The 19,056-nt window shown below is 67.4% G+C and carries 13 protein-coding genes, 1 pseudogene and 1 riboswitch; of the genes and pseudogenes, 6 read left to right on the forward strand and 8 right to left on the reverse strand.

Annotated features, from left to right (window positions below; genetic code table 11):
* Nucleotides 1–170 precede the first annotated feature (170 nt).
* From trhA to H9654_RS16585, 3 genes and pseudogenes are all read right to left on the reverse strand, one after another.
* Nucleotides 171–803, reverse strand: coding sequence for a PAQR family membrane homeostasis protein TrhA (gene trhA, locus H9654_RS16575; protein WP_101099874.1), 633 nt, complete (start codon nt 801–803; stop codon nt 171–173).
* A gap of 91 nt (nt 804–894) precedes the next feature.
* Nucleotides 895–2,496, reverse strand: a complete 1,602-nt coding sequence (locus H9654_RS16580) for a peptide chain release factor 3 (RefSeq protein WP_191771834.1) — start codon at nt 2,494–2,496, stop codon at nt 895–897.
* A 77-nt stretch (nt 2,497–2,573) separates the two neighbouring features.
* A pseudogene (locus H9654_RS16585) lies at nt 2,574–3,044 on the reverse strand (M23 family metallopeptidase); the annotation flags it as partial.
* Between the two features lie 251 nt (nt 3,045–3,295).
* A riboswitch (SAM riboswitch) is annotated at nt 3,296–3,413 on the forward strand.
* A 79-nt stretch (nt 3,414–3,492) separates the two neighbouring features.
* On the opposite strand from H9654_RS16585, the gene metX reads away from it, so the two are divergent.
* From metX to H9654_RS16600, 3 genes are read left to right on the forward strand one after another with little or no spacing between them, the layout of a single operon-like run.
* The gene (metX, locus tag H9654_RS16590) at nt 3,493–4,524 is read left to right on the forward strand and encodes a homoserine O-succinyltransferase MetX (protein ID WP_191771836.1); all 1,032 of its coding nucleotides are present in this window, start codon (nt 3,493–3,495) and stop codon (nt 4,522–4,524) included.
* Nucleotides 4,521–5,759: an O-succinylhomoserine (thiol)-lyase gene (locus tag H9654_RS16595; RefSeq protein ID WP_101099878.1), complete on the forward strand. Its 1,239-nt coding sequence runs from the start codon at nt 4,521–4,523 to the stop codon at nt 5,757–5,759. Before metX ends, H9654_RS16595 begins: the two co-directional genes overlap by 4 nt.
* Nucleotides 5,756–6,844 (forward strand): homoserine dehydrogenase family protein, encoded by a 1,089-nt coding sequence (locus H9654_RS16600; protein ID WP_191771837.1) that lies wholly within the window; start codon nt 5,756–5,758, stop codon nt 6,842–6,844. The genes H9654_RS16595 and H9654_RS16600 overlap by 4 nt, the downstream gene beginning before the upstream one ends.
* Nucleotides 6,845–6,958: 114 nt before the next feature.
* Here H9654_RS16600 and H9654_RS16605 read toward each other — a convergent pair whose 3' ends face one another.
* Together H9654_RS16605 and H9654_RS16610 are read right to left on the reverse strand one after the other, a co-directional pair.
* Nucleotides 6,959–7,948: an alpha/beta fold hydrolase gene (locus H9654_RS16605; RefSeq protein WP_191771838.1), complete on the reverse strand. Its 990-nt coding sequence runs from the start codon at nt 7,946–7,948 to the stop codon at nt 6,959–6,961.
* Between the two features lie 124 nt (nt 7,949–8,072).
* Nucleotides 8,073–9,455, reverse strand: a complete 1,383-nt coding sequence (locus tag H9654_RS16610) for an L-serine ammonia-lyase (RefSeq protein ID WP_191771839.1) — start codon at nt 9,453–9,455, stop codon at nt 8,073–8,075.
* Between the two features lie 96 nt (nt 9,456–9,551).
* Between H9654_RS16610 and H9654_RS16615 the strand changes: the two genes are divergently transcribed.
* On the forward strand, nt 9,552–9,782 hold the full coding sequence (locus tag H9654_RS16615) for a glutaredoxin family protein (protein ID WP_191771840.1): 231 nt from the start codon (nt 9,552–9,554) through the stop codon (nt 9,780–9,782).
* 36 nt (nt 9,783–9,818) lie between these two features.
* Here H9654_RS16615 and H9654_RS16620 read toward each other — a convergent pair whose 3' ends face one another.
* The 3 genes from H9654_RS16620 to H9654_RS16630 are packed head-to-tail and all read right to left on the reverse strand — an operon-like array spanning nt 9,819 to nt 11,555.
* A complete protein-coding gene (locus H9654_RS16620; protein ID WP_101099882.1) occupies nt 9,819–10,394 on the reverse strand; it encodes a YceI family protein in 576 nt (191 codons plus the stop codon).
* Between the two features lie 4 nt (nt 10,395–10,398).
* Complete coding sequence (locus H9654_RS16625) at nt 10,399–10,968, reverse strand: cytochrome b (protein ID WP_191771841.1); 570 nt, start codon at nt 10,966–10,968, stop codon at nt 10,399–10,401.
* Nucleotides 10,965–11,555: a YceI family protein gene (locus H9654_RS16630; protein WP_191771857.1), complete on the reverse strand. Its 591-nt coding sequence runs from the start codon at nt 11,553–11,555 to the stop codon at nt 10,965–10,967. The genes H9654_RS16625 and H9654_RS16630 overlap by 4 nt, the downstream gene beginning before the upstream one ends.
* A gap of 249 nt (nt 11,556–11,804) precedes the next feature.
* Between H9654_RS16630 and H9654_RS16635 the strand changes: the two genes are divergently transcribed.
* Both H9654_RS16635 and H9654_RS16640 read left to right on the forward strand, forming a co-directional pair.
* The gene (locus H9654_RS16635; RefSeq protein WP_225212130.1) at nt 11,805–15,365 is read left to right on the forward strand and encodes a hybrid sensor histidine kinase/response regulator; all 3,561 of its coding nucleotides are present in this window, start codon (nt 11,805–11,807) and stop codon (nt 15,363–15,365) included.
* Nucleotides 15,366–15,521: 156 nt separating this feature from the next.
* Nucleotides 15,522–19,046: a sensor histidine kinase gene (locus H9654_RS16640; protein ID WP_406833489.1), complete on the forward strand. Its 3,525-nt coding sequence runs from the start codon at nt 15,522–15,524 to the stop codon at nt 19,044–19,046.
* Nucleotides 19,047–19,056 lie beyond the last annotated feature (10 nt).

Raw genomic sequence — 19,056 nt, forward strand, 5'->3', positions numbered from 1 at the left:
GGTGGCTGTGCAGGACCGTCTTTTCGCATGGATGCGAAAAGCGAGCCCCCATGGACGGGTTCACGGCGTGTCCTGCACAGCCACCCCGCCCCGCCAACCAGCAGCCCTGCAGCTGTTGACGTTGCCGTTGCCTTCGCCGTCGCTTCAAGCCCGCGCGCAAGCGCAGAAAATCACAACACCTGCGCGGTCACTGCGACGAAGTGGCACACGCTGCCGCCGATCACGAACAGATGCCAGATCGCGTGCGAATAACGGATCGATTCGCGGTGGTAGAAGTAAGTGCCCAGCGTGTAGGACAGCCCGCCGGCCAGCAGCCAGCCCAGCGTCCACAGGTCGATCGCCGCCAGCATCGGCTTGATCGCCACCACGATCAGCCACCCCATCGCGATGTAGATGCCGGTCGACAGGGCCTTGAAACGGCCGGTGTAGAACAGCTTGAACACCACCCCGGCCAGGGCCAGCGTCCAGATCGCGGCGAACATGCTCCAGCCCCAGGGGCCGCGCAGACCGATCAGCATGAAAGGGGTATAGGTGCCGGCGATCAGCACGTAGATCGCGCAATGGTCGAAGACCTTCAGTCGCCCCTTGGCCACCGGGTGCTGGATCGCGTGGTACAGCGTGGAGGCGGTGTACAGCAGCAGCAACGCCACGCCGAACACGATCGAACTGAACAGTTGCCAGCCATCGCCGTTGATGGCGGCCAGGGTGATCAACACGGCGCTGCCCGCCAGGGCGAACACCGCACCGAGGCCATGGGTCAGCGCGCTGGCGATTTCCTCGCGGATCGATTCAACAGAGGTCATGTGGGACGAGTGGGTCGCAGGGAGGGGGACCTGCATCTCCCCTATCATCGCCGCGATGGCCGGCGCGTGCACGCCCGGCCACCGCCGTGGTTCAGGACGTGGCGGTGTACGCCGCTTCACGGGTAGCGGAGAAGCGTACGTCCGGCGCGCGTTCCTGCGCCAGCTGCAGGTTGACCCGCGTCGGCGCCAGGTAGACCAGCTGGCCGGCCGCATCCACCGCCAGGTTCAGCGCGTTCTTCTCGCGGAACTCTTCCAGCTTCTTTTCGTTGCTGCAGGTAACCCAGCGCGCAGTGACCACGCTGACCGGCTCGAAGGTGGCTTCCACCCCGTATTCGTCCTTCAGGCGGTACGCGGCCACGTCGAACTGCAGCACGCCGACCGCACCGAGGATCAGGTCGTTGCTCATCAGCGGACGGAAGAACTGGGTCGCCCCCTCTTCGGACAACTGCGCCAGGCCCTTCTGCAGTTGCTTGAGCTTGAGCGGGTCGCGCAGGCGTGCGCGGCGGAACAGTTCCGGGGCGAAATTCGGGATCCCGGTGAAGGTGATCGCCTCGCCTTCGGTGAAGGTGTCACCGATGGAAATGGTGCCGTGGTTGTGGATGCCGATGACATCGCCCGGCCACGCTTCGGCAGCGATCTCGCGATCACTGGCCATGAAGGTCAGCGCGTTGGCCAGCTTCATGTCCTTGCCGGTCCGCACGTGCAGGGTCTTCATGCCTGCCGCGAAACGGCCCGAACACACGCGCATGAACGCCACGCGGTCACGGTGCTGCGGGTCCATGTTGGCCTGGATCTTGAACACGAAGCCGGTCAGCTTGTTCTCCTGCGGCTGCACGGCGCGGCCGGTGCTGGCACGCGGCTGCGGCGACGGGGCGTGTTCGACGAAGAAGTCCAGCAGCGGCTGCACGCCGAAATTGTTCACGCCCGAGCCGAAGAACACCGGGGTCTGCTTGCCCGCGCGGTAGGCGTCCAGGTCGAACGGGTGGCTGGCGCCCTGGACCAGTTCCAGTTCATCGCGCAGGTCGGCCAGCATCTGCGCGCCGATCTTCTCGGCCAGGCCGGGCGAGTCGATGGACGGGAAGATGGTCGAGTCCTGGCGGGTGAAGTTGCGGCCCTGCTCGTAAAGATGCACTTCGCCGGTGATCAGGTGGACCACGCCCTTCAGGCGCTGGCCCATGCCGATCGGCCAGGTCACCGGTGCGCACTGGATGCCCAACACGCTTTCCACCTCATCCAGCAGGTCGATCGGTTCCTTGCCCTCGCGGTCGAGCTTGTTGATGAAGGTCATGATCGGCGTGTCGCGCAGCCGGCAGACCTCCATCAGCTTGATGGTGCGCTCTTCCACGCCCTTGGCCACGTCGATCACCATCAGCGCCGAGTCCACCGCAGTGAGCACGCGGTAGGTGTCCTCGCCGAAGTCGGCATGGCCGGGGGTGTCGAGCAGGTTGACGATCTTGCCTTCGTAGGGGAACTGCATCACCGATGAGGTCACCGAGATGCCGCGCTCTTTTTCCAGCGCCATCCAGTCGGACGTAGCGTGGCGTGCGGCCTTGCGGCCCTTGACCGAACCAGCCATCTGGATCGCACCGCCGAACAGCAGCAGCTTTTCGGTCAGCGTGGTCTTGCCCGCATCAGGATGGGAAATGATGGCGAACGTGCGGCGGCGCGCGGCTTCGGTGGCGACTTCGGACATGGCAGGGGGCGCCCGCCCGGGGCGCAGATCAATGAAGTAAGCCGATGATTATCGCCGAAAAAAGGTGAGGGAGGGGATCAGGGCTGTTTTTCGAAGTGGAGCTGGCCGCGCGGGGTGACGATGCGCACCGGGATCGACTCGAGCTGCGTGCCGCGCTGTCGCTGCACGGCGAAATGCAGGTGCGGGGCGGTGCTGTACCCGGTGTTGCCGGACAGCGCGATCGGCTGGCCGGCCTGCACCTGCTGGCCTTCATTCACCAGCACGCCCTCGTGCTGCAGGTGCGCGTAGACGGCCATGCTGCCGTCGTCATGGACGATGCGCACATAGTTGGCGCGCCCGCGGTCACGCTGCGGATCCAGTCCATTGCCGCTGAAGCCCGCCTGCACCCGGGTCACCCAGCCGCCGCGCGCGGCCAGTACCGGCGTGCCTTCGGGCAGGGTGAAGTCGACTGCATGGCGGTTTTCGGCGTCGCGGTGGCTGAATCGGCCCTGCGGAGCTTGGCCCACGCTGAAGCGCCGCGCATCAAACGGTAACTGGTAAGCGAACGAATCCGCCGCCGGGGCGCCTGACAAACCCCAGCCGGCGCGCCAGTCGATGGTATCTGCCGCCATCGCGGGCCGGGCACACAGGGGCAGCAGGATCAGGCAGCACGGCAGCAGGCGGCGCATCGAGGATCAGCGTGGCAGCAGGAGGGCGGACTGTAGCAGCCCGCGCAGGCCCCCGCGGAAGTTGCGAATGAATCCATCGCTTCATCCGCATGAAAGGATTGACAGGCTGGAAGTTCGCTGGCATCGTGGGTCCACCATCGAGACCGGCAGAGGGACAGGCCCTTTGAAGCCGGGGCAGCCCGCAGGCGCGCAAGCGTCAGCGTAGGTGCCAAATCCTGCGGGGACCCCGTGTCTACCGGAAGATGGTTCGAGCCGTGCCCGGAACGGGCAGGACTTGGACGCGAGCCCCGCGAAGGCTCGATGGCCGTTTTCCTTTTTGGATGCCGCCATGAGCTTCGCCCCCAGCACCGCCCTCCGCCCCGACTCCTTTGTTCCCGTCAGCGTGCCGGTCGAAGACCGCGTGCATGCAGCACGCGGCGAGTTCGCCGCGGTGCTGGACATGCGCCATGCCGGCCCGCGTCCGATCCGCCTGCGCTACGAATGGGTAGGCCCCGCCGACGCGCCCGTCGTGGTGTTGGCCGGTGGCATTTCCGCCAACCGCCACGTGGCCGCCAATGCCCAGTTCGGCGAGAAAGGCTGGGCCGAAGGCCTGGTCGGCCCGGGGCGGACCCTCGACCCGCAGCGGCTGCGCGTGCTGGCGTTTGATTTCATCGGCGCCGATGGCGCGCTGGACGTGCCGATCGATACCGCCGACCAGGCCGATGCGCTGGCGATCCTGCTGGATCACCTCGGCATCGCGCAGCTGCAGGCCTTCGTCGGTTATTCCTATGGCGCGCTGGTCGCCCAGCAGTTCGGCCTGCGCCACCGCCGGCGCGTGCAGCGGCTGGTGGTGGTCAGCGGCGCGCATCGTGCGCACCCCTACGCGGCCGCCTGGCGCGCCCTGCAGCGACGCGCCGTTGCACTGGGCCAGCTGCAGTGCAGTGACGAGAACGGCCTGGCCCTGGCACGCCAGTTCGCGATGCTCAGCTACCGCACGCCGGAAGAGTTCAGCGAGCGCTTCGACGCCGCCCCGGAAGTGATCAATGGGCGCGTACGCGTGGCCGCCGAAGATTACCTGGACGCGGCCGCCGCGCAGTACGTCGCGCGCACGCCGGTCACCGCCTGGCTGCGCCTGTCCGAATCCATCGACCTGCACCGCATCGAACCGGCGCAGCTGCTGCTGCCCACCGTCGTGGTGGCCGTGGAAGGTGACCGCCTGGTGCCGCTGGCCGACCTGGTCAGCCTGGTCGAAGGACTGGGCCCGCGCGGCAGCCTGCGCGTGCTGCGCTCACCCTACGGCCACGACGCCTTCCTGAAAGAAACCGATCGCATCGACGCGATCCTCGCCAACGCCATCCGCATCCCGGGAGAAACCGCATGAGCCACGACATCAACGGCACGCCGTCCTGTAGCCGCACCACTGCCGCAGTGCGCGCCGGCATCGACCGCGACAGCGCCCACGGTGCGGTGACCCCGCCGATCGTGCTGTCCTCCAACTTCAGCTTCGATGGGTTCGGCAACAAGCGCCAGTACGACTACACCCGCAGCGGCAATCCGACCCGCGACCTGCTCGGCGAGGCACTGGCCGAGCTGGAAGGCGGCGCCGGCGCGGTGGTGACGGCGACCGGCATGGGCGCGATCAACCTGGTGCTGCAGGCGCTGCTGGGCCCGGAGGACACCCTGGTGGTGCCGCACGATGCCTACGGTGGCAGCTGGCGGCTGTTCAACGCGCTGGCCGGCAAGGGCCAGTTCAAGCTGGTCACCGCCGACCTGACCGATCCGCGCTCGCTGGCCCACGCGCTGGCCAGCTCGCCGAAGCTGGTGCTGGTGGAAACCCCATCCAACCCGCTGCTGCGCATCACCGACCTGCGCTTCGTCATCGATGCCGCGCACAAGGCCGGCGCGCGGGTGGTGGTCGACAACACCTTCCTTTCGCCCGCCCTGCAGCAGCCGTTGGCCTTCGGCGCCGACCTGGTCCTGCACTCCACCACCAAGTACATCAACGGCCACAGCGACGTGGTTGGCGGGGCGGTGGTGGCGCGCGATCCGGACCTGGTACAGCAGCTCACCTGGTGGGCCAACGCACTGGGCCTGACCGGTTCGCCGTTCGATGCCTTCCTGACCCTGCGCGGCCTGCGCACGCTGGATGCACGCCTGCGCGTGCACCAGGAAAACACCGCGGCGATCGTGCCGCTGCTGGCCGCCCATCGCGCGGTGAGCGCGGTGTACTACCCCGGCCTCGCCGACCACCCAGGGCATGCCATCGCCGCACGCCAGCAATCCGGTTTCGGCGCCATGCTGTCCTTCGAACTGGCGAACTGCGAGGGCGACGATCCGCATGCGGCGGTGCGCGCGTTCGTCGATGGCCTGCAGTACTTCACCCTGGCCGAATCGCTGGGCGGCGTGGAGAGCCTGGTCGCACATCCAGCGACGATGACCCATGCGGCGATGACCGTGCAGGCGCGCCAGGCCGCCGGTATCAGCGAAGGTCTGCTGCGCTTGTCGGTGGGCATCGAATCCGAACGCGACCTGCTTGCCGACCTTGCCGCTGCTCTGGACCGGGCGGCGGCCGTGGTCGATGCACAGGCGCGGCAGAAACAGGTCGTGGATGCATGAACGCCCAGGTCATCGAACTCTCGCGCGCCTCCTCGGGGCGGCTGGCGTTGCTGGGAACCGGCACGGTGGGCACCGCGTTCGTCGCCCGTTACCAGGCATTGCAGGCACGCGGGCTCGCCTTGCCGCCGTTCCGTTGGTTGGCCAACTCGCGCGCGGTGCTGGCCTGCGACGGTGCGCCGGAACGGCCGCTGCATGAGATAAAGCGTGCCCCCCGGCTGACGGCCGCCGCGACACCGTGGAAGCAGGCAGACGACCTGCATGCCGGAGACGTGGTGGTGGACGCCACAGCCAGTGAAAGCGTCGCCGCCGAACACGCGCTCTGGCTGGCGCGCGGCGTGCACGTGGTGACCGCCAACAAGCTGGGGCAGGGCGCGCAGCAGCAGCGTGCGGCGCAGATCGCGGCGCACTGTGCCGACAGCGGGGCGCGCTACGGCGACAGTGCGACGGTCGGAGCGGGCCTGCCGCTGCTGAGCAGCCTGCGCGCGCTGGTGGACGGCGGTGACCGCATCCACCGCATCGAAGGCGTACTGTCCGGCTCGCTGGCCTGGTTGTTCCACCGCTACGACGGTAGCGGGCCGTTTTCGCTGGCCGTGCGGGAAGCGCTCGCTGCCGGCTTCACCGAGCCGGATCCGCGGTTGGATCTTTCTGGAGAGGACGTGCGACGCAAGCTGTTGATACTGGCGCGCGCCAGCGGATTGGGCCTCACCGATGGACAGGTACAGGTCGATTCGCTGGTGCCGGCGGCGCTGGCCACGCTGCCGCACGCGCAGGCGCTGGAGCAGCTGGCGCAGCTGGATGCACCGCTCCACCAGCGTTGGCTGCGTGCACGCGAAGCGGGCCAGGTGCTGCGCTTCATCGGTCGCGTCGAAGCCGGGGCCGCACGCGTTGGTGTGCAGTCGCTGGCGGCTGACCACCCGCTCGCGTCGGGTGCAGGAACGGACAACCGCGTCGCGATCCACAGCGATCGATATCACGATCAGCCCCTGCTGATCCAGGGGCCGGGCGCAGGTGCGGAGGTCACGGCAGCGGCGTTGTTGGATGACGTGCTGCGCATTGCGCGGACGCAGACAACCGAACGACGTTGAGCCCGAGGATCAGCAGGCACCCCGGGCGCTGATGCGGCGAACTACAGCCCTGCCCGTTGCAGGACGCCCCCGCCGTGGGCAGAGGTGCCGACCCTGCCGGCACCTCCACGTTCTTTACGGCGCCTTCAGTGCGCGCAGCAATGCGGCATTGAAACGTGCGGGATCCTGTACCTGCGGCGAGTGCCCCAGTTCGGCGAATTCCACGAGCTGTGCGCCGGGTATCGCCGCGGCGGCTGCCTTGCCCAACACGGGGTAGTCGCCCAGCGTTGCCTTCAGCGCAGGAGGGGCCATGTCGCGGCCGATGGCCGTGCGATCCTTCTGGCCGATGAACAGCGTGGTCGGCACCCGGATGTTCTTCAACTCGTGAACCACGGGCTGGTTGAACACCATGTCCGAGGTCAGCGCCTGGCTCCATGCCACAGCGTCCTTGCCCGGGCCGGCATACAGGCCGGCCTGCATCCGCGCCCAGCGCTCGAACGAGGGCTTCCAGTCGCCGTTGTAATACACATCAAGCTGGTATTTCTTGATGGATTCAAAGCTGGTCTTCAGCTCGTTGGCATACCACGCATCCACGCTGCGCCACGGCACGCCCAACGCCTTCCAGTCCTCCAGGCCGATCGGATTGACCAGCGACAACGACTGCGTGGCATCCGGGTACAGCAGCGCATAGCGGGCAGCCAGCATGCCGCCCATGGAATGGCCGACGATGTGCGCGCGCTGCACGCCGAGCTGCTGCAGCAGGGCATGCGTATTGGCGGCCAACTGGCCGAACGAATACTGGTACCCCTGCGGCTTGCTGGATTTGCAGAAGCCCACCTGGTCTGGCGCGATCACCCGATAGCCGGCATCAAGCAGGGGCTGGATGCTCTCCTGCCAGGTAGCGGCACAGAAATTCTTGCCGTGAAGCAGGACCACCGTGCCGACCGGCGCACGCGGCGGCGAAAGATCCAGGTAAGCCATTTCCAGAGGTTGGCGCTGCGACTGCAGCGCGAACGTCTTCACCGGATGGGGATAGTCGAAGCCTTCCAGCCGGGCGCCGTAGCTATCGGCGGCGAGCGTGGTGATTGGAAGGCAGGCAAGCAGGGCGGTGGCCAGCAGGCGCATGGTGGTCTCCGGGGGGAAAGCTTGAGGTTAACCGGAAAGGCGTGACGACCAACGGTCGTCACCCACCACCACCAACGGTCGTCACCCACCACCACCAACGGTCACCAGGCGCAGGCAGCTGGCGTCAGCACTCGATGACGTTCACCGCCAGCCCGCCGCGGCTGGTTTCCTTGTACTTGTCCTGCATGTCGCGGCCGGTGTCGCGCATGGTCTTGATGACCTTGTCCAGCGATACCTTGTGCTTGCCATCGCCGCGCATCGCCATGCGCGAGGCATTGATTGCTTTCACTGCGCCCATCGCATTGCGTTCGATGCAGGGAATCTGCACCAGACCGCCGATCGGATCGCAGGTCAGGCCCAGGTTGTGCTCCATGCCGATTTCGGCGGCATTTTCGATCTGGCTGGGACTGCCGCCCAGCGCGGCGACCAGGCCACCGGCGGCCATCGAGCAGGCAACGCCCACTTCGCCCTGGCAACCGACTTCGGCGCCGGAAATCGAGGCGTTTTCCTTGTACAGGATGCCAATCGCCGCGGAGGTCAGCAGGAAGTCGAAGATCCGCTGTTCGTTCGCCCCCGGGCAGAAGCGGTCGAAGTAATGCAGTACCGCAGGCAGCACGCCGGCGGCGCCGTTGGTGGGGGCGGTCACCACACGGCCACCGGCGGCGTTTTCTTCGTTCACCGCCAGCGCGTACAGGTTGACCCAGTCCAGCGTGGTCAGCGGATCACGCATCGCAGCTTCCGGCTTGGACGACAGTTCGCGGTGCAGGGCGGGGGCGCGCCGGCCGACCTTCAGTCCGCCTGGCAGTACGCCTTCCTGGCGGATGCCGCGGGCCACGCACGCCTGCATCGCTTCCCATATTTCGCGAAGCTGGTCCCGGATCTCGTCTTCGCTGCGCCAGGATTTTTCATTCTCGAACATCAGCTGGGCAATGCTCAGCCCGCTCCGCGCGGTCTGCGCCAGCAGTTCATCGCCACTCTTGAACGGATAAGGCAGGGGGGTCTCATCGGGTACGATGCGGTCGTCGGCCGCATCATCCTGGTTGACCACGAAGCCGCCGCCGACCGAGTAATAGTCGCGCGTGGCAATCAGCTCATCGTTGGCGCCGTACGCTGTGAAGCGCATGCCGTTGGTGTGGTAGGGCAGCTTCTGGCGCTTGTTCAGGCCGAGGTCGCGCTTCTCGTCGAAGACGATTTCATGCTGGCCCATCAGGTTGATGCGCCTGCTGGTACGGATGCGTTCCAGCGTGACCGGGATGATGTCCGGGTCGATCAGGTTCGGCCGCTGGCCTTCCAGCCCCAGCAGTACCGCTTTGTCGGTACCGTGTCCGCGACCGGTCAGTGCCAGCGAACCGTAGACATCAGCGCGGATGCGCACCACGTCCTGCAGCCGGCCGGGATCGAGCAGCCAGCGGTGCACGAAGCGCTCGGCCGCTTTCATCGGGCCTACGGTGTGCGAGGAACTCGGGCCAATGCCGATCTTGAAGACGTCGAACGTGCTGACTGCCATGGATGCCGTGCTGCGGGTACCGGGAAAGACGCTATTCTAGCGGTTGCCGCAGCGCATCCTTGGCTGCGCCGCAGCAAAGCCATCGGAGCCCTGCCTGTGTTCATCCTGTACCAGCGTGATGACTGCCAGCTGTGTGACCAGGCCTTGGCCGTGCTCGCCCAGGCGCGTTTCCCGGATTTCGATCCGGTGTTCATCGATGGGCATCCCGCGCTGGAACGCCGGTATGGAGCGCGCGTGCCGGTGCTGCGTGATGCCGGTGCGGACTGTGAGCTGGATTGGCCATTCGACGCCGCTGCACTGGCGGCATGGAGGCACCCGGACCCGTAGCGCCGGACCTTGCCCGGCGCTGGCGGACCGCGTCGGTCATTTCGCCTTGAACGTCACCACGGTGCTGATCGCGGTTTCGTCCGGAATGCTCTTGGTGTCGGCCCAGTCGCCTCCTCCCACGCCGAAGTCCAGGCGCTTGACGGTGGCCTTGCCCTTCAGAACCGGCTGGGTGCCGGGGGTCCAGGTGAAGGTCAGGGTCACCGGCTTGCTGACGCCGCGCAGTTCCAGCGTGCCATCGGCAGCGTAGGTGTCGCTGCCCAGTGCGCGGAAGCCGCTGGCGGAGTAGCGCGCGGTGGCGAACTTGCCGACATCGAAGAAGTCCGCGCCCTGCAGGGTGGAGTCGCGGTCACTGTTGCCGCTCTTCGCACCGGCCAGCGGGATGTTCACCTCGAGCTTGCCGGCCGCAGGGTTGGCCGGGTCGAAACTGAGCTGGGTGGAGAACCCGGGGAAGGTGCCGGCGAAGACCTCGCCGTCGTACTTGGTGGCAAAGGCCAGGTTGGAACCCGGCGCTCCGGCCGCCTGCACGTAGTCGGCGGCCAGGGCAGGCGAGGCGGCCAGCAGGCCAGCCAGCGCAGCAGCGACGGCCGATGGGGTGCTCAGTTTGATGCTCATCGAATCAGTCCTTCTGGGAAGAGGCGAGCCAGCCGCGCGGCAGCATGCGCGCCAGGGTGGCATCGCGTTGGAAAAAGTGGTGGTAGAGCGCGGCACCGGCATGCGCCAGCACCACTGCGATCAACAGCCAGAAACCATATTCATGGATGGCGTGCGACACCGCTACCTTCTGCGGATCCGGCGCCACCAGCTTGGGCACGTCGACCAGGCCGAACCAGCGGAACGGACGCAGCCCGCTTGCCGAGTCGTAGATCCAGCCGGACAACGGAATGGCGAACATCAGGACATACAGCAGCCCATGGGTAGCGCTGGCGATGCGTTCCTGCCAGCTTGGAGTGCCGGGCACCGCCGGCGGTGCGCCGGCATGCAGGCGCCAGCCCAGGCGCAGCACCACCAGCGCCAGCACACTGATGCCCAGTGATTTGTGCGCGGTGTAGACCCAGAAATACTTCGGCGTCTTCGGCAGCTCGCCCATGGTCAGGCCGACCACGCCAAGGGTGAGGATCAGCAATGCGATCAGCCAGTGCAGGGATTGGCTCACGCCACCCCAGCGCTGCGCATTGGGACGGGTCATGGCGTGCTCCTGTCAGTCGGCTCGGGCGGAACGGGGGCGGCGGAAGGTTCGTCATCACCGGCGTTGCGGTCGCGAACGGCCTCCGCTTCGATGCGCAGCTGCACGCTGTCGCCGATCATGCTGGACCATGCGGTGATGCCGAAGTCGCGGCGGCTGAGCGTGGCAGTCGCCGAGAAACCAGCGGTGCGGCGGAACGGCGGCAATGGATGCCGTTTGAGGGCGTTGAGCTTGACCTCCAGCACGACTTCACGGGTAACCCCACGAAGTGTCAGGTCTCCTTTGACGCGTGCATGGGTTTCATCGATCTGCTCGACGCTGGTGGACACGAAGCGTGCTTCGGGAAAGCGTTCGCCGTCGAGCAGGTTACGTGCCAGCGCGGACTGGTTCCATTTGGCATCGCCCAGGTCCAGGCGGGAGATCGGAATACGCACGTCCAGGCGGGAAGCGGCCCAGTCGGCGGGATCGAACGACACTTCGCCCTCACTGCCGGATACGGTGCCCAGCGCATTGGAAAAGCCGGCATGTTCGATGGCGAACAGGACCCGTGTATGTACCGGGTCGAGCCGGTACGTCGGCGTGGCCGCCATGCCGACCGCAGGCAGCGCGGACAGCAGCAAGGCAAGGGTAAGGCGTCGCAGCACGCGGTAGGCTCCTGCAGGGGGACGTGACGATCATACGCACGCCACAGGCTTCGCGAGCAGCCACATGGCTGCAACAGATCATGGTGCCGATGGTCCTTGCCGGCCAAGGCCCGTCGGCAATGCCACCGCCAGCATCCCGCTCGCCGGACGCATCGTCAAGGCTGTGTGACAATCGCCTGCATCCAAGGGGGAGCGATGGCCAAGCACATGCATCAAGGACGGGCGCTGGGATGGCTGCTGGCAGTGGCCGGCCTGCTGTTGTCAGGGCTGGTCCCCTGTCAGGCGCTGGCGGGCGCGCAGGATGGCGCCGAAACCCCCCGGCTACGGCGGCTGGGCCCGGCCGAAGGCCTGCCATCGCGGATGGTCACGGCCTTGGCGCAGGACCGCCAAGGCTACATCTGGGCTGCGACCGATGGCGGATTGGCGCGTTATGACGGCGTGTCGCTGCGCAGCTGGCGGCATGATCCGCAGGCCGAGGGCAGCCTGCCTGGCGATGAGATCGAAACACTGCTGGTGGACGCCCAGGACCGCCTCTGGCTGGGCATAAACGGCGTGGGCCTGGTCCGCATGGGACCGGCCCGTGACGCCTTTGAAACGCTTGACGACATCAACGAGGCCTGTGACGGACAGTTCTGGACCTTGGCCGAACACGACAAGGCGTTGTGGATCGGCACCAGCGCCTACGGGCTGTGCCGACGCGACGAAGCGGGCAAGGTGCAGCTGTTCCGTCATGATCCGCATAATAGGCACAGCATTCCCGGTGACACAGTCTTTTCCAGCCTGGTCGATGGGCGGGGACGCCTGTGGGTCGGTACCGAGCAGGGGGTCGCGCGCTGGAACGGCACGGGCTTTGATCGGATCGCGCCGGCGACCCTGGGCGCCACCGCGGTGCTGCGGCTCAGTCGCGATGCGGCCGGCGGCGTATGGGTTGGCACGCAGTCCGATGGCATGTTCCACATCGACGCGCACGATGCGGTCCAGCGTCCCCGGTGGTCACAGGGCGATGCGTTGCGCTCCTCCAAGGTGCTGCATGATCGCCAGGGCGGCTTCTGGGTAGGCAGCTCAGATGGGCTGCTGCGCGGCGATGAGCAACGTCTTCGCCGGTTGGAAGGCGACCGTGGCAGTGGTTTCCTGACCGTGCACAGCGGCGTGGTGGATCTGCTGCAGGACCACGAAGGCGGCATCTGGATCGCCTTGTTGACCCAGGGACTGGCTTACCTGCCGCCGGACTGGAAACGTTTCTCGACCTGGTACCAGCTGGACGGCAAACCGCTGGACAGCCAGTACCTGCTGAGCGCGGCCAGCGACGGCACGGACTTCTACATCGGTGCAGCGCCGGGCGTGTATCGACTCGATGGAAAGGGCACGCTGTCGCTGCTGGTCAGTGACCGGACCATCGGCAGCGGTGCGGTCTGGTCGCTGCTGCCGCGTCCCGACGGCACATTGTGGCTGGGGCGCGCAGGGCGCATCACGGTGTACGACCCCCGCCGCGGCAGCCATCGGGACTGGTTGATCCACGGCGGCGCGGACCTGCGCCAGCGCATCGACCTGATGCGCGCCGCGCCCGATGGAACGGTGTGGCTGTCAGTGATGAACCATGGCCTGCAGCATCGCGATGCGGGTGGGCGACTCCTGCAGGAAATACGTTCCAGCGATCTGCCTGGACGCAGTGAAGCGCCGATCGAACAGATCCGCTTCGATCCCCGCGGGCAGCCATGGGTGGTGGGCGACATGGGCGTGCTGCGCTTCCAGGACAGCGCGTTCCTGGCCGTGCCGGGCGTTTCGCGCGGACCGATCTTCGATATCGCCTGGGTTTCGCCCACCGGTGTGTGGCTGGCACGGCAGGGCGCATTCGAACGCTACGACTGGGACGGTCTGGGCCTGAACCTGCGCGAGCAGGTTGCTGCGGCCGAAGGCGTGCCGCCGGTGTCGATCGGCGGACTGGTGCCCGCGGCCGACGGACAGATATGGGCCACCAGTCCGCGTGGCCTGATGCGTTGGGATCCGCTGGCGCGACAGCTGCGCATCTACACCGAGCGCGACGGATTGCCCGATGCGGAGTTCAACGGTCGCCCGCCTGCGCAGGATGCCGCAGGCAGGGTGTTGGCCGTATCGAAGATCGGACTGGTAGGCTTCGATCCGAACCAGCCCGACGCACGGCTGCCGCCATCGCAGTTGGTGGTCGGTGCGTTGCGGGTGCGCCGCGACGATGGCGAAGGGTGGCAGGAGCTGCCCCTGGATGCCCCGGTCGTGCTGGGGCCGGATGATCGCGATCTGCAGATCAACGCACGCCTGCTCTCCTTCGCCAACCCGCTGAGCAACGCCTACCGCTTCCGCGTGGACGGGTATGACTTGAACTGGGTGCCGGCTGTCGACGGCGAGCGCACGCTGTCGCGCCTGCCTGCAGGCAGCTACCGCATCGAAGTGCAGGCGCGCCGCGCCGGCGGCGACTGGACCATCGCCCCGGACCTGCGGATGGAGGTGCTTCCACCGTGGTGGCGCAGTGGCGCTGCGCTGCTGCTGTATGTGCTGGCCGGCGCGCTGCTGTTGGCTGCCCTGGCGTGGTACGTGCGGCTGCGGCTGCGTCGGCGCCAGCAGTGGCAGCTGACGCTGCACAAACAGCATCTTGCCGAACAGGCATCCCAGGCCAAGAGCCATTTCCTGGCCACGCTGGGCCATGAAGTGCGAACGCCGATGACCGGTGTGCTGGGGATGAGCGAGCTGTTGCTGGACAGCCCGCTGGACGAGCAGCAGCGCGGCTACGCGGGGGCCATCCACCAGGCGGGCACGCACCTGTTGCGGTTGGTCAACGATGCGCTGGACCTTGCACGCATCGAGGCCGGCCGGCTTGAACTGGACATCCGCCCGTTCGGCCTGGAGGCACTGCTGGACGAAGTGCAGGGCCTGATGGAGCCGCTGGCAGGGCAGCGTGGGCTTGCCTTCCAGCGACAGGTGAACGTGCCAGGCCATGTCTCGGCCAGCGGCGATGAAATGCGGGTACGGCAGATCCTGATGAACCTGCTGGGCAACGCCATCAAATTCACCGAGCGTGGCGAGGTGCGCCTGGCGGTGCAGCTGTCCGATGGCGGCGCAGGAATCGTGTTCGAGGTCACCGACACCGGGCCGGGCATCAGTGTCGAGCAGCAGGCGCGATTGTTCGAGCGCTTCGAACAGGCCGACGGACCGCGCACCGCCTCGCGCTTCGGCGGCTCCGGGCTGGGCCTGGCGATCTGCCAGGAGCTTGCCGTGGCAATGGGCGGCCGCATCGGCGTGCAGAGCCGGCCCGGCCAAGGTGCCTGTTTCCGTGTCGAACTGCCGCTGCCGTGGCAGATGCAGGCGCATCCCCCAGAGTCCGGCGCCGGTCTGCTGTCGCTTGATCTGCCCGGGCTGGCAATCCTGCTGGTGGAAGATGATCCCACCGTGGCCCGGGTCATCGTCGGCCTGCTGTCAGCGCGCGGGCACCGCGTGGTCCACGTACTGCATGGGCTGGCCGCGTTGGCAGAAGCCTCCACGGCGGCCTTCGACGTGGGGCTGCTCGACCTGGACCTGCCCGCATTGGACGGCCTGGCACTGGCGCGGCAACTACGCGCGCTGGCGCATGAGTTCCCGCTGCTGGCGGTGACCGCGCGTTCGGATGCCTATGCCGAAGCAGACGTGCTGGCGGCGGGATTCGATGGCTTCCTGCGCAAGCCGGTGACCGGGGACATGTTGGTCGAAGCGATTGCCCGGGCGCGACAGCGCCGACCTTCGCAGTGAAGCCACCGCCGACAGCGGGTGGGGCGTGCCGCGCCCTGCGCGAAGAGGCGGGCTTCGGTTTACCATGCCGGGACGGCGATGTGCTGTCGCATCCACCGCTGCGTTGAACGCGCGGTCTGGCAGGTGAGGGACGGCAATGCGGAGATGGCAAGGTTGATGGGTCTGCGTACGGCGATGACGCTGTTGCTGTCAGGCTGGCTGTTGCTTGCGCCTGCGCGTGCGTTGGCGCAGCCGGTTCCGCCCACGCCACGACAGCTGACCGTATTCGACGGGCTGCCTTCCAACACCGTCAACCGGATGGCCGAAGACCGCCTGGGCTACCTCTGGATCGCCACCAACGACGGGCTGGCGCGGTTCGATGGCCGCAGCTATCGCATCTGGCGTGCTGAAGATGGCCTGCGTGACAACCGGATCTGGACGGTACTCGCCGATGCGCGCAACCAGTTGTGGATCGGTACCGAAAACGCCGGGTTGGTGCGCTTGTCCGCCGATCGCCGGCAGATGCATTTCTATGACCGCGCCAGCCAGCCGCTGCTGACCAGCAACACGGTCTGGAGTATTGCCTCCACCCCTGATGGTGCGATCTGGTTCGGTACCTACGAGGGCGGCCTGTACCGCCTTGATGCGCAGGACAGACTGCAGCGGTTCCTGCCCGAGCCGGGCAACCCGCGCAGCCTGCCATCCAACAGCGTACCGTTCCTGGCAACGCTGCCGGACGGCACGCTGTGGGTCGGCACCAAGCGGGGCCTGGCGCGCTGGACCGGTACCGATTTCGAGCGCATGCCGGATGCGCTGCCCGCAGATGCAGTGATCAACGGGATGACTGCGGACGCCGATGGCAGCCTGTGGATCAACACGCTCGGCAGTGTGATCGTGCGGCGTGCCGACGGACGTTTCGAACCCGCGCCCTGGCCGGTCCCGGATAACGACCAGGTGCTCGGGATGATGCTGCACGACGAGCAGGGGGGCTACTGGCTGGACACCCGCTCCGGGCTTGGGCGCGGCGTTGATGGCCATTACCAGCAGGTGCCGCTCTACAGTGCACTGGCGCGCGGCCGGGTGCGCCCGAACTGGACTGGCGCATTCCAGGACCGCGAAGGCGGCATCTGGCTGGCCAGCACCAATGCCGGCTTGTGGCACCTGCTGCCACGCTGGTGGCAGTTTTCGGTACTGGCACGGCTGGAAGACGAGCCGTCATCGCTGCGCAACGCTTTCGTGCTGGGCACGGCCGCCTCGCGCGACGGGGGCGTGTGGACGGTTGGGGGCCATGGCGCGCTGGACAAGCTGGACCCGCTGACCGGGAAAGTGCAGCAGCACCTGACCTGGGTCAACGGCAACCACTGGTTGATGTCGGTGGCCGAGGACGCGCGCGGGCGGGTCTGGATCGGGTCGATGGACGCCCTGCAGCGCTACGACCCGGCCAGCCGCCAGTTGCTGCGCTGGGGCAGGGGCGCGGGCAAGGATGCGGTGATGGAGGGCAACGTCCAGGACATCGCGGTGTGCGCTGACCAGGTCTGGACCATGTCGCCTGCCGGTGTGCAGGCGCGCGACCTGGACGGACACCTACTGCACGACGTACCGCTCGGGCAGGGGGGGCTGCAGGCCGGACAGCTTGCCACCAGCCTGGAATGCGGGCCTCGCGGCCGACCGTGGCTGACCAGCAGTGCCGGCGTGCAGGAGTGGGATGCGCTGGGTGCGCGTTTCGTCCAGGTCGATGGTGGTCCATCGGGTGCGGTGCACGCCATGGTGCTGGCGGCCGACGACCAGGTCTGGCTCTCCCAGGATGGTCGCCTGGTCCAGCATCGGTGGAACGGCAATGCCCTGCAGCGACATCGGGCGATCGGCGCGGTGCAGGGTTACCCGGCGCTGGCGGCCAACGGGCTGGCGGTCGACGCCGGCGGTATCGTCTGGGCCAGCAGCCCGCGCGGCATGCTGCGGGTGGATCCGCGCACGCCGAGCGTGCGCCTGTACGGCGTGCACGACGGCCTGCCAAGCCAGGAATTCCGCGAAAACACGCTGGTCTCCGCCACCGGTGGACACCTGCTGGCCGGCACGCCGGCCGGGCTGGTGGTGTTTGATCCGCTCAAGGTGGGGCCGCCAACGCGGCAGGCGCCGCTGGTGATCGAACGGGTCGAGGTAAGCCGCGGCGACAAGGTGGTCGACCTGACCCACGCTGCCTCGGTGACCATCGAAGATGGCGACCGTGACCTGCACATCGTGGCGCGACTGCTTTCCTTCAGTGATGCGGCGTCGAATGTCTATCGCTTCCGGCTGGCTGGCTACGACCCGGATTGGGTAGATGGCGGGGCGGGCGGAGAGCGGGTGTTCTCGGCGCTGCCGCCGGGCCGCTACGCACTGGAAGTGCAGGCGCGTTCTGCCGACCACGTCTGGTCGCGGATCCAGACGCTCGAGTTCCAGGTGCTGCCACCCTGGTGGCGAAGCGTCACCGGTGTGCTGGTGCTGGCCGCAGCGTCGCTGTTGCTGCTGAGCGGCTTTGCGTGGTTGTATCGGCGGCGCCTGCATCGGCGCCACGATTACCAGATGGCCGTGCACAAGCAGGAAGTGGCCGAGCAGGCATCGGCGGCCAAGACCCGCTTCCTGGCCAATCTGGGACACGAGGTGCGCACGCCGATGACCGGTGTCCTGGGCATGACCGAACTGCTGCTGTCATCACCGCTGGACAACCGCCAGCGCAGCCAGGCCGAATCGATCCGCAGCGCCGGCGAGCATCTGTTGCTGCTGGTCAACGACGCGCTGGACCTGGCGCGGATCGAGTCCGGTCGCCTGGAGCTGCGGGCGCAGAGCATCGACCTGCACGCGCTGCTTGCCGAGGTACAGGCGCTTACCGCGCCGCTGGCGCGTCAGAAGGCGGTGCAGTTCACCTTGTACAACGAGCTGGCCCCGGGCCTGGCCGCGGAGGGTGATCCGCTGCGGGTGAGGCAGATCCTGCTGAACCTGCTCGGCAATGCGGTGAAGTTCACCCAGCGCGGTTCGATCACCCTGCTGGCGCGTGCTGGCAACGAAGCATGCGGCCTCTGCTTCGAGGTCACCGACACCGGCCCCGGCATCAGCCACGAGCTGCAGAAACGCCTGTTCCGGCGCTTCGAACAGGCCGACGGCGCACGTACCGCTGCCCAGTACGGCGGGAGCGGGCTGGGGCTGGCGATCAGCCGTGAGCTGGCGCTGGCGATGGGCGGTGACATCATCGTGGAAAGCCAGTTGGGACGCGGCACGCGTTTCCGCGTCGAGCTGCCGCTGCCGCTGCACCCCCTTGAGGCGACCGATGCGCCGGCCGCGGACGGGCGAGGGACACCAGCGCTTCCGCTGCGCATCCTGCTGGTGGAGGACGATCCGACCGTTGCCGAGGTGGTCGGTGGCCTGCTGCGCGCGCGCGGGCACGAGGTGGTGCATGCCGAGCATGCCCTGGCGGCCCTGCGCGAGATGGCCGGGGAGCGCTTCGACATCGGCCTGCTCGACCTCGACCTGCCTGGGCTGAGCGGCTTCGACCTGGCGCTGCACCTGCGCAACCAGGGGCACGCGCTGCCGTTGTTGGCGGTGACAGCGCGCACCGATGGCGATCTGGCCGAGCGCGTCGCCGCTGCGGACATGCAGGGCTTCCTGCGCAAGCCGGTGACCGGGGATCTGCTGGCCGAAGCCATCGCACGGGCGATGTCCGCGTAGTGCGATCCCT

It is taken from the genome of Stenotrophomonas lacuserhaii, assembly GCF_014836545.1.
Taxonomy (GTDB): Bacteria; Pseudomonadota; Gammaproteobacteria; order Xanthomonadales; family Xanthomonadaceae; genus Stenotrophomonas; species Stenotrophomonas lacuserhaii.

Coding starts and splice junctions, on each gene's coding strand:
- trhA (WP_101099874.1), bottom strand. CDS start 803: ATGACCTCTGTTGAATCGATCCGCGAGGAAATCGCCAGCGCGCTGACC.
- H9654_RS16580 (WP_191771834.1), bottom strand. CDS start 2,496: ATGTCCGAAGTCGCCACCGAAGCCGCGCGCCGCCGCACGTTCGCCATC.
- metX (WP_191771836.1), top strand. CDS start 3,493: ATGAGCTTCGCCCCCAGCACCGCCCTCCGCCCCGACTCCTTTGTTCCC.
- H9654_RS16595 (WP_101099878.1), top strand. CDS start 4,521: ATGAGCCACGACATCAACGGCACGCCGTCCTGTAGCCGCACCACTGCC.
- H9654_RS16600 (WP_191771837.1), top strand. CDS start 5,756: ATGAACGCCCAGGTCATCGAACTCTCGCGCGCCTCCTCGGGGCGGCTG.
- H9654_RS16605 (WP_191771838.1), bottom strand. CDS start 7,948: ATGCGCCTGCTGGCCACCGCCCTGCTTGCCTGCCTTCCAATCACCACG.
- H9654_RS16610 (WP_191771839.1), bottom strand. CDS start 9,455: ATGGCAGTCAGCACGTTCGACGTCTTCAAGATCGGCATTGGCCCGAGT.
- H9654_RS16620 (WP_101099882.1), bottom strand. CDS start 10,394: ATGAGCATCAAACTGAGCACCCCATCGGCCGTCGCTGCTGCGCTGGCT.
- H9654_RS16625 (WP_191771841.1), bottom strand. CDS start 10,968: ATGACCCGTCCCAATGCGCAGCGCTGGGGTGGCGTGAGCCAATCCCTG.
- H9654_RS16630 (WP_191771857.1), bottom strand. CDS start 11,555: ATGGCGGCCACGCCGACGTACCGGCTCGACCCGGTACATACACGGGTC.
- H9654_RS16635 (WP_225212130.1), top strand. CDS start 11,805: ATGGCCAAGCACATGCATCAAGGACGGGCGCTGGGATGGCTGCTGGCA.
- H9654_RS16640 (WP_406833489.1), top strand. CDS start 15,522: ATGGGTCTGCGTACGGCGATGACGCTGTTGCTGTCAGGCTGGCTGTTG.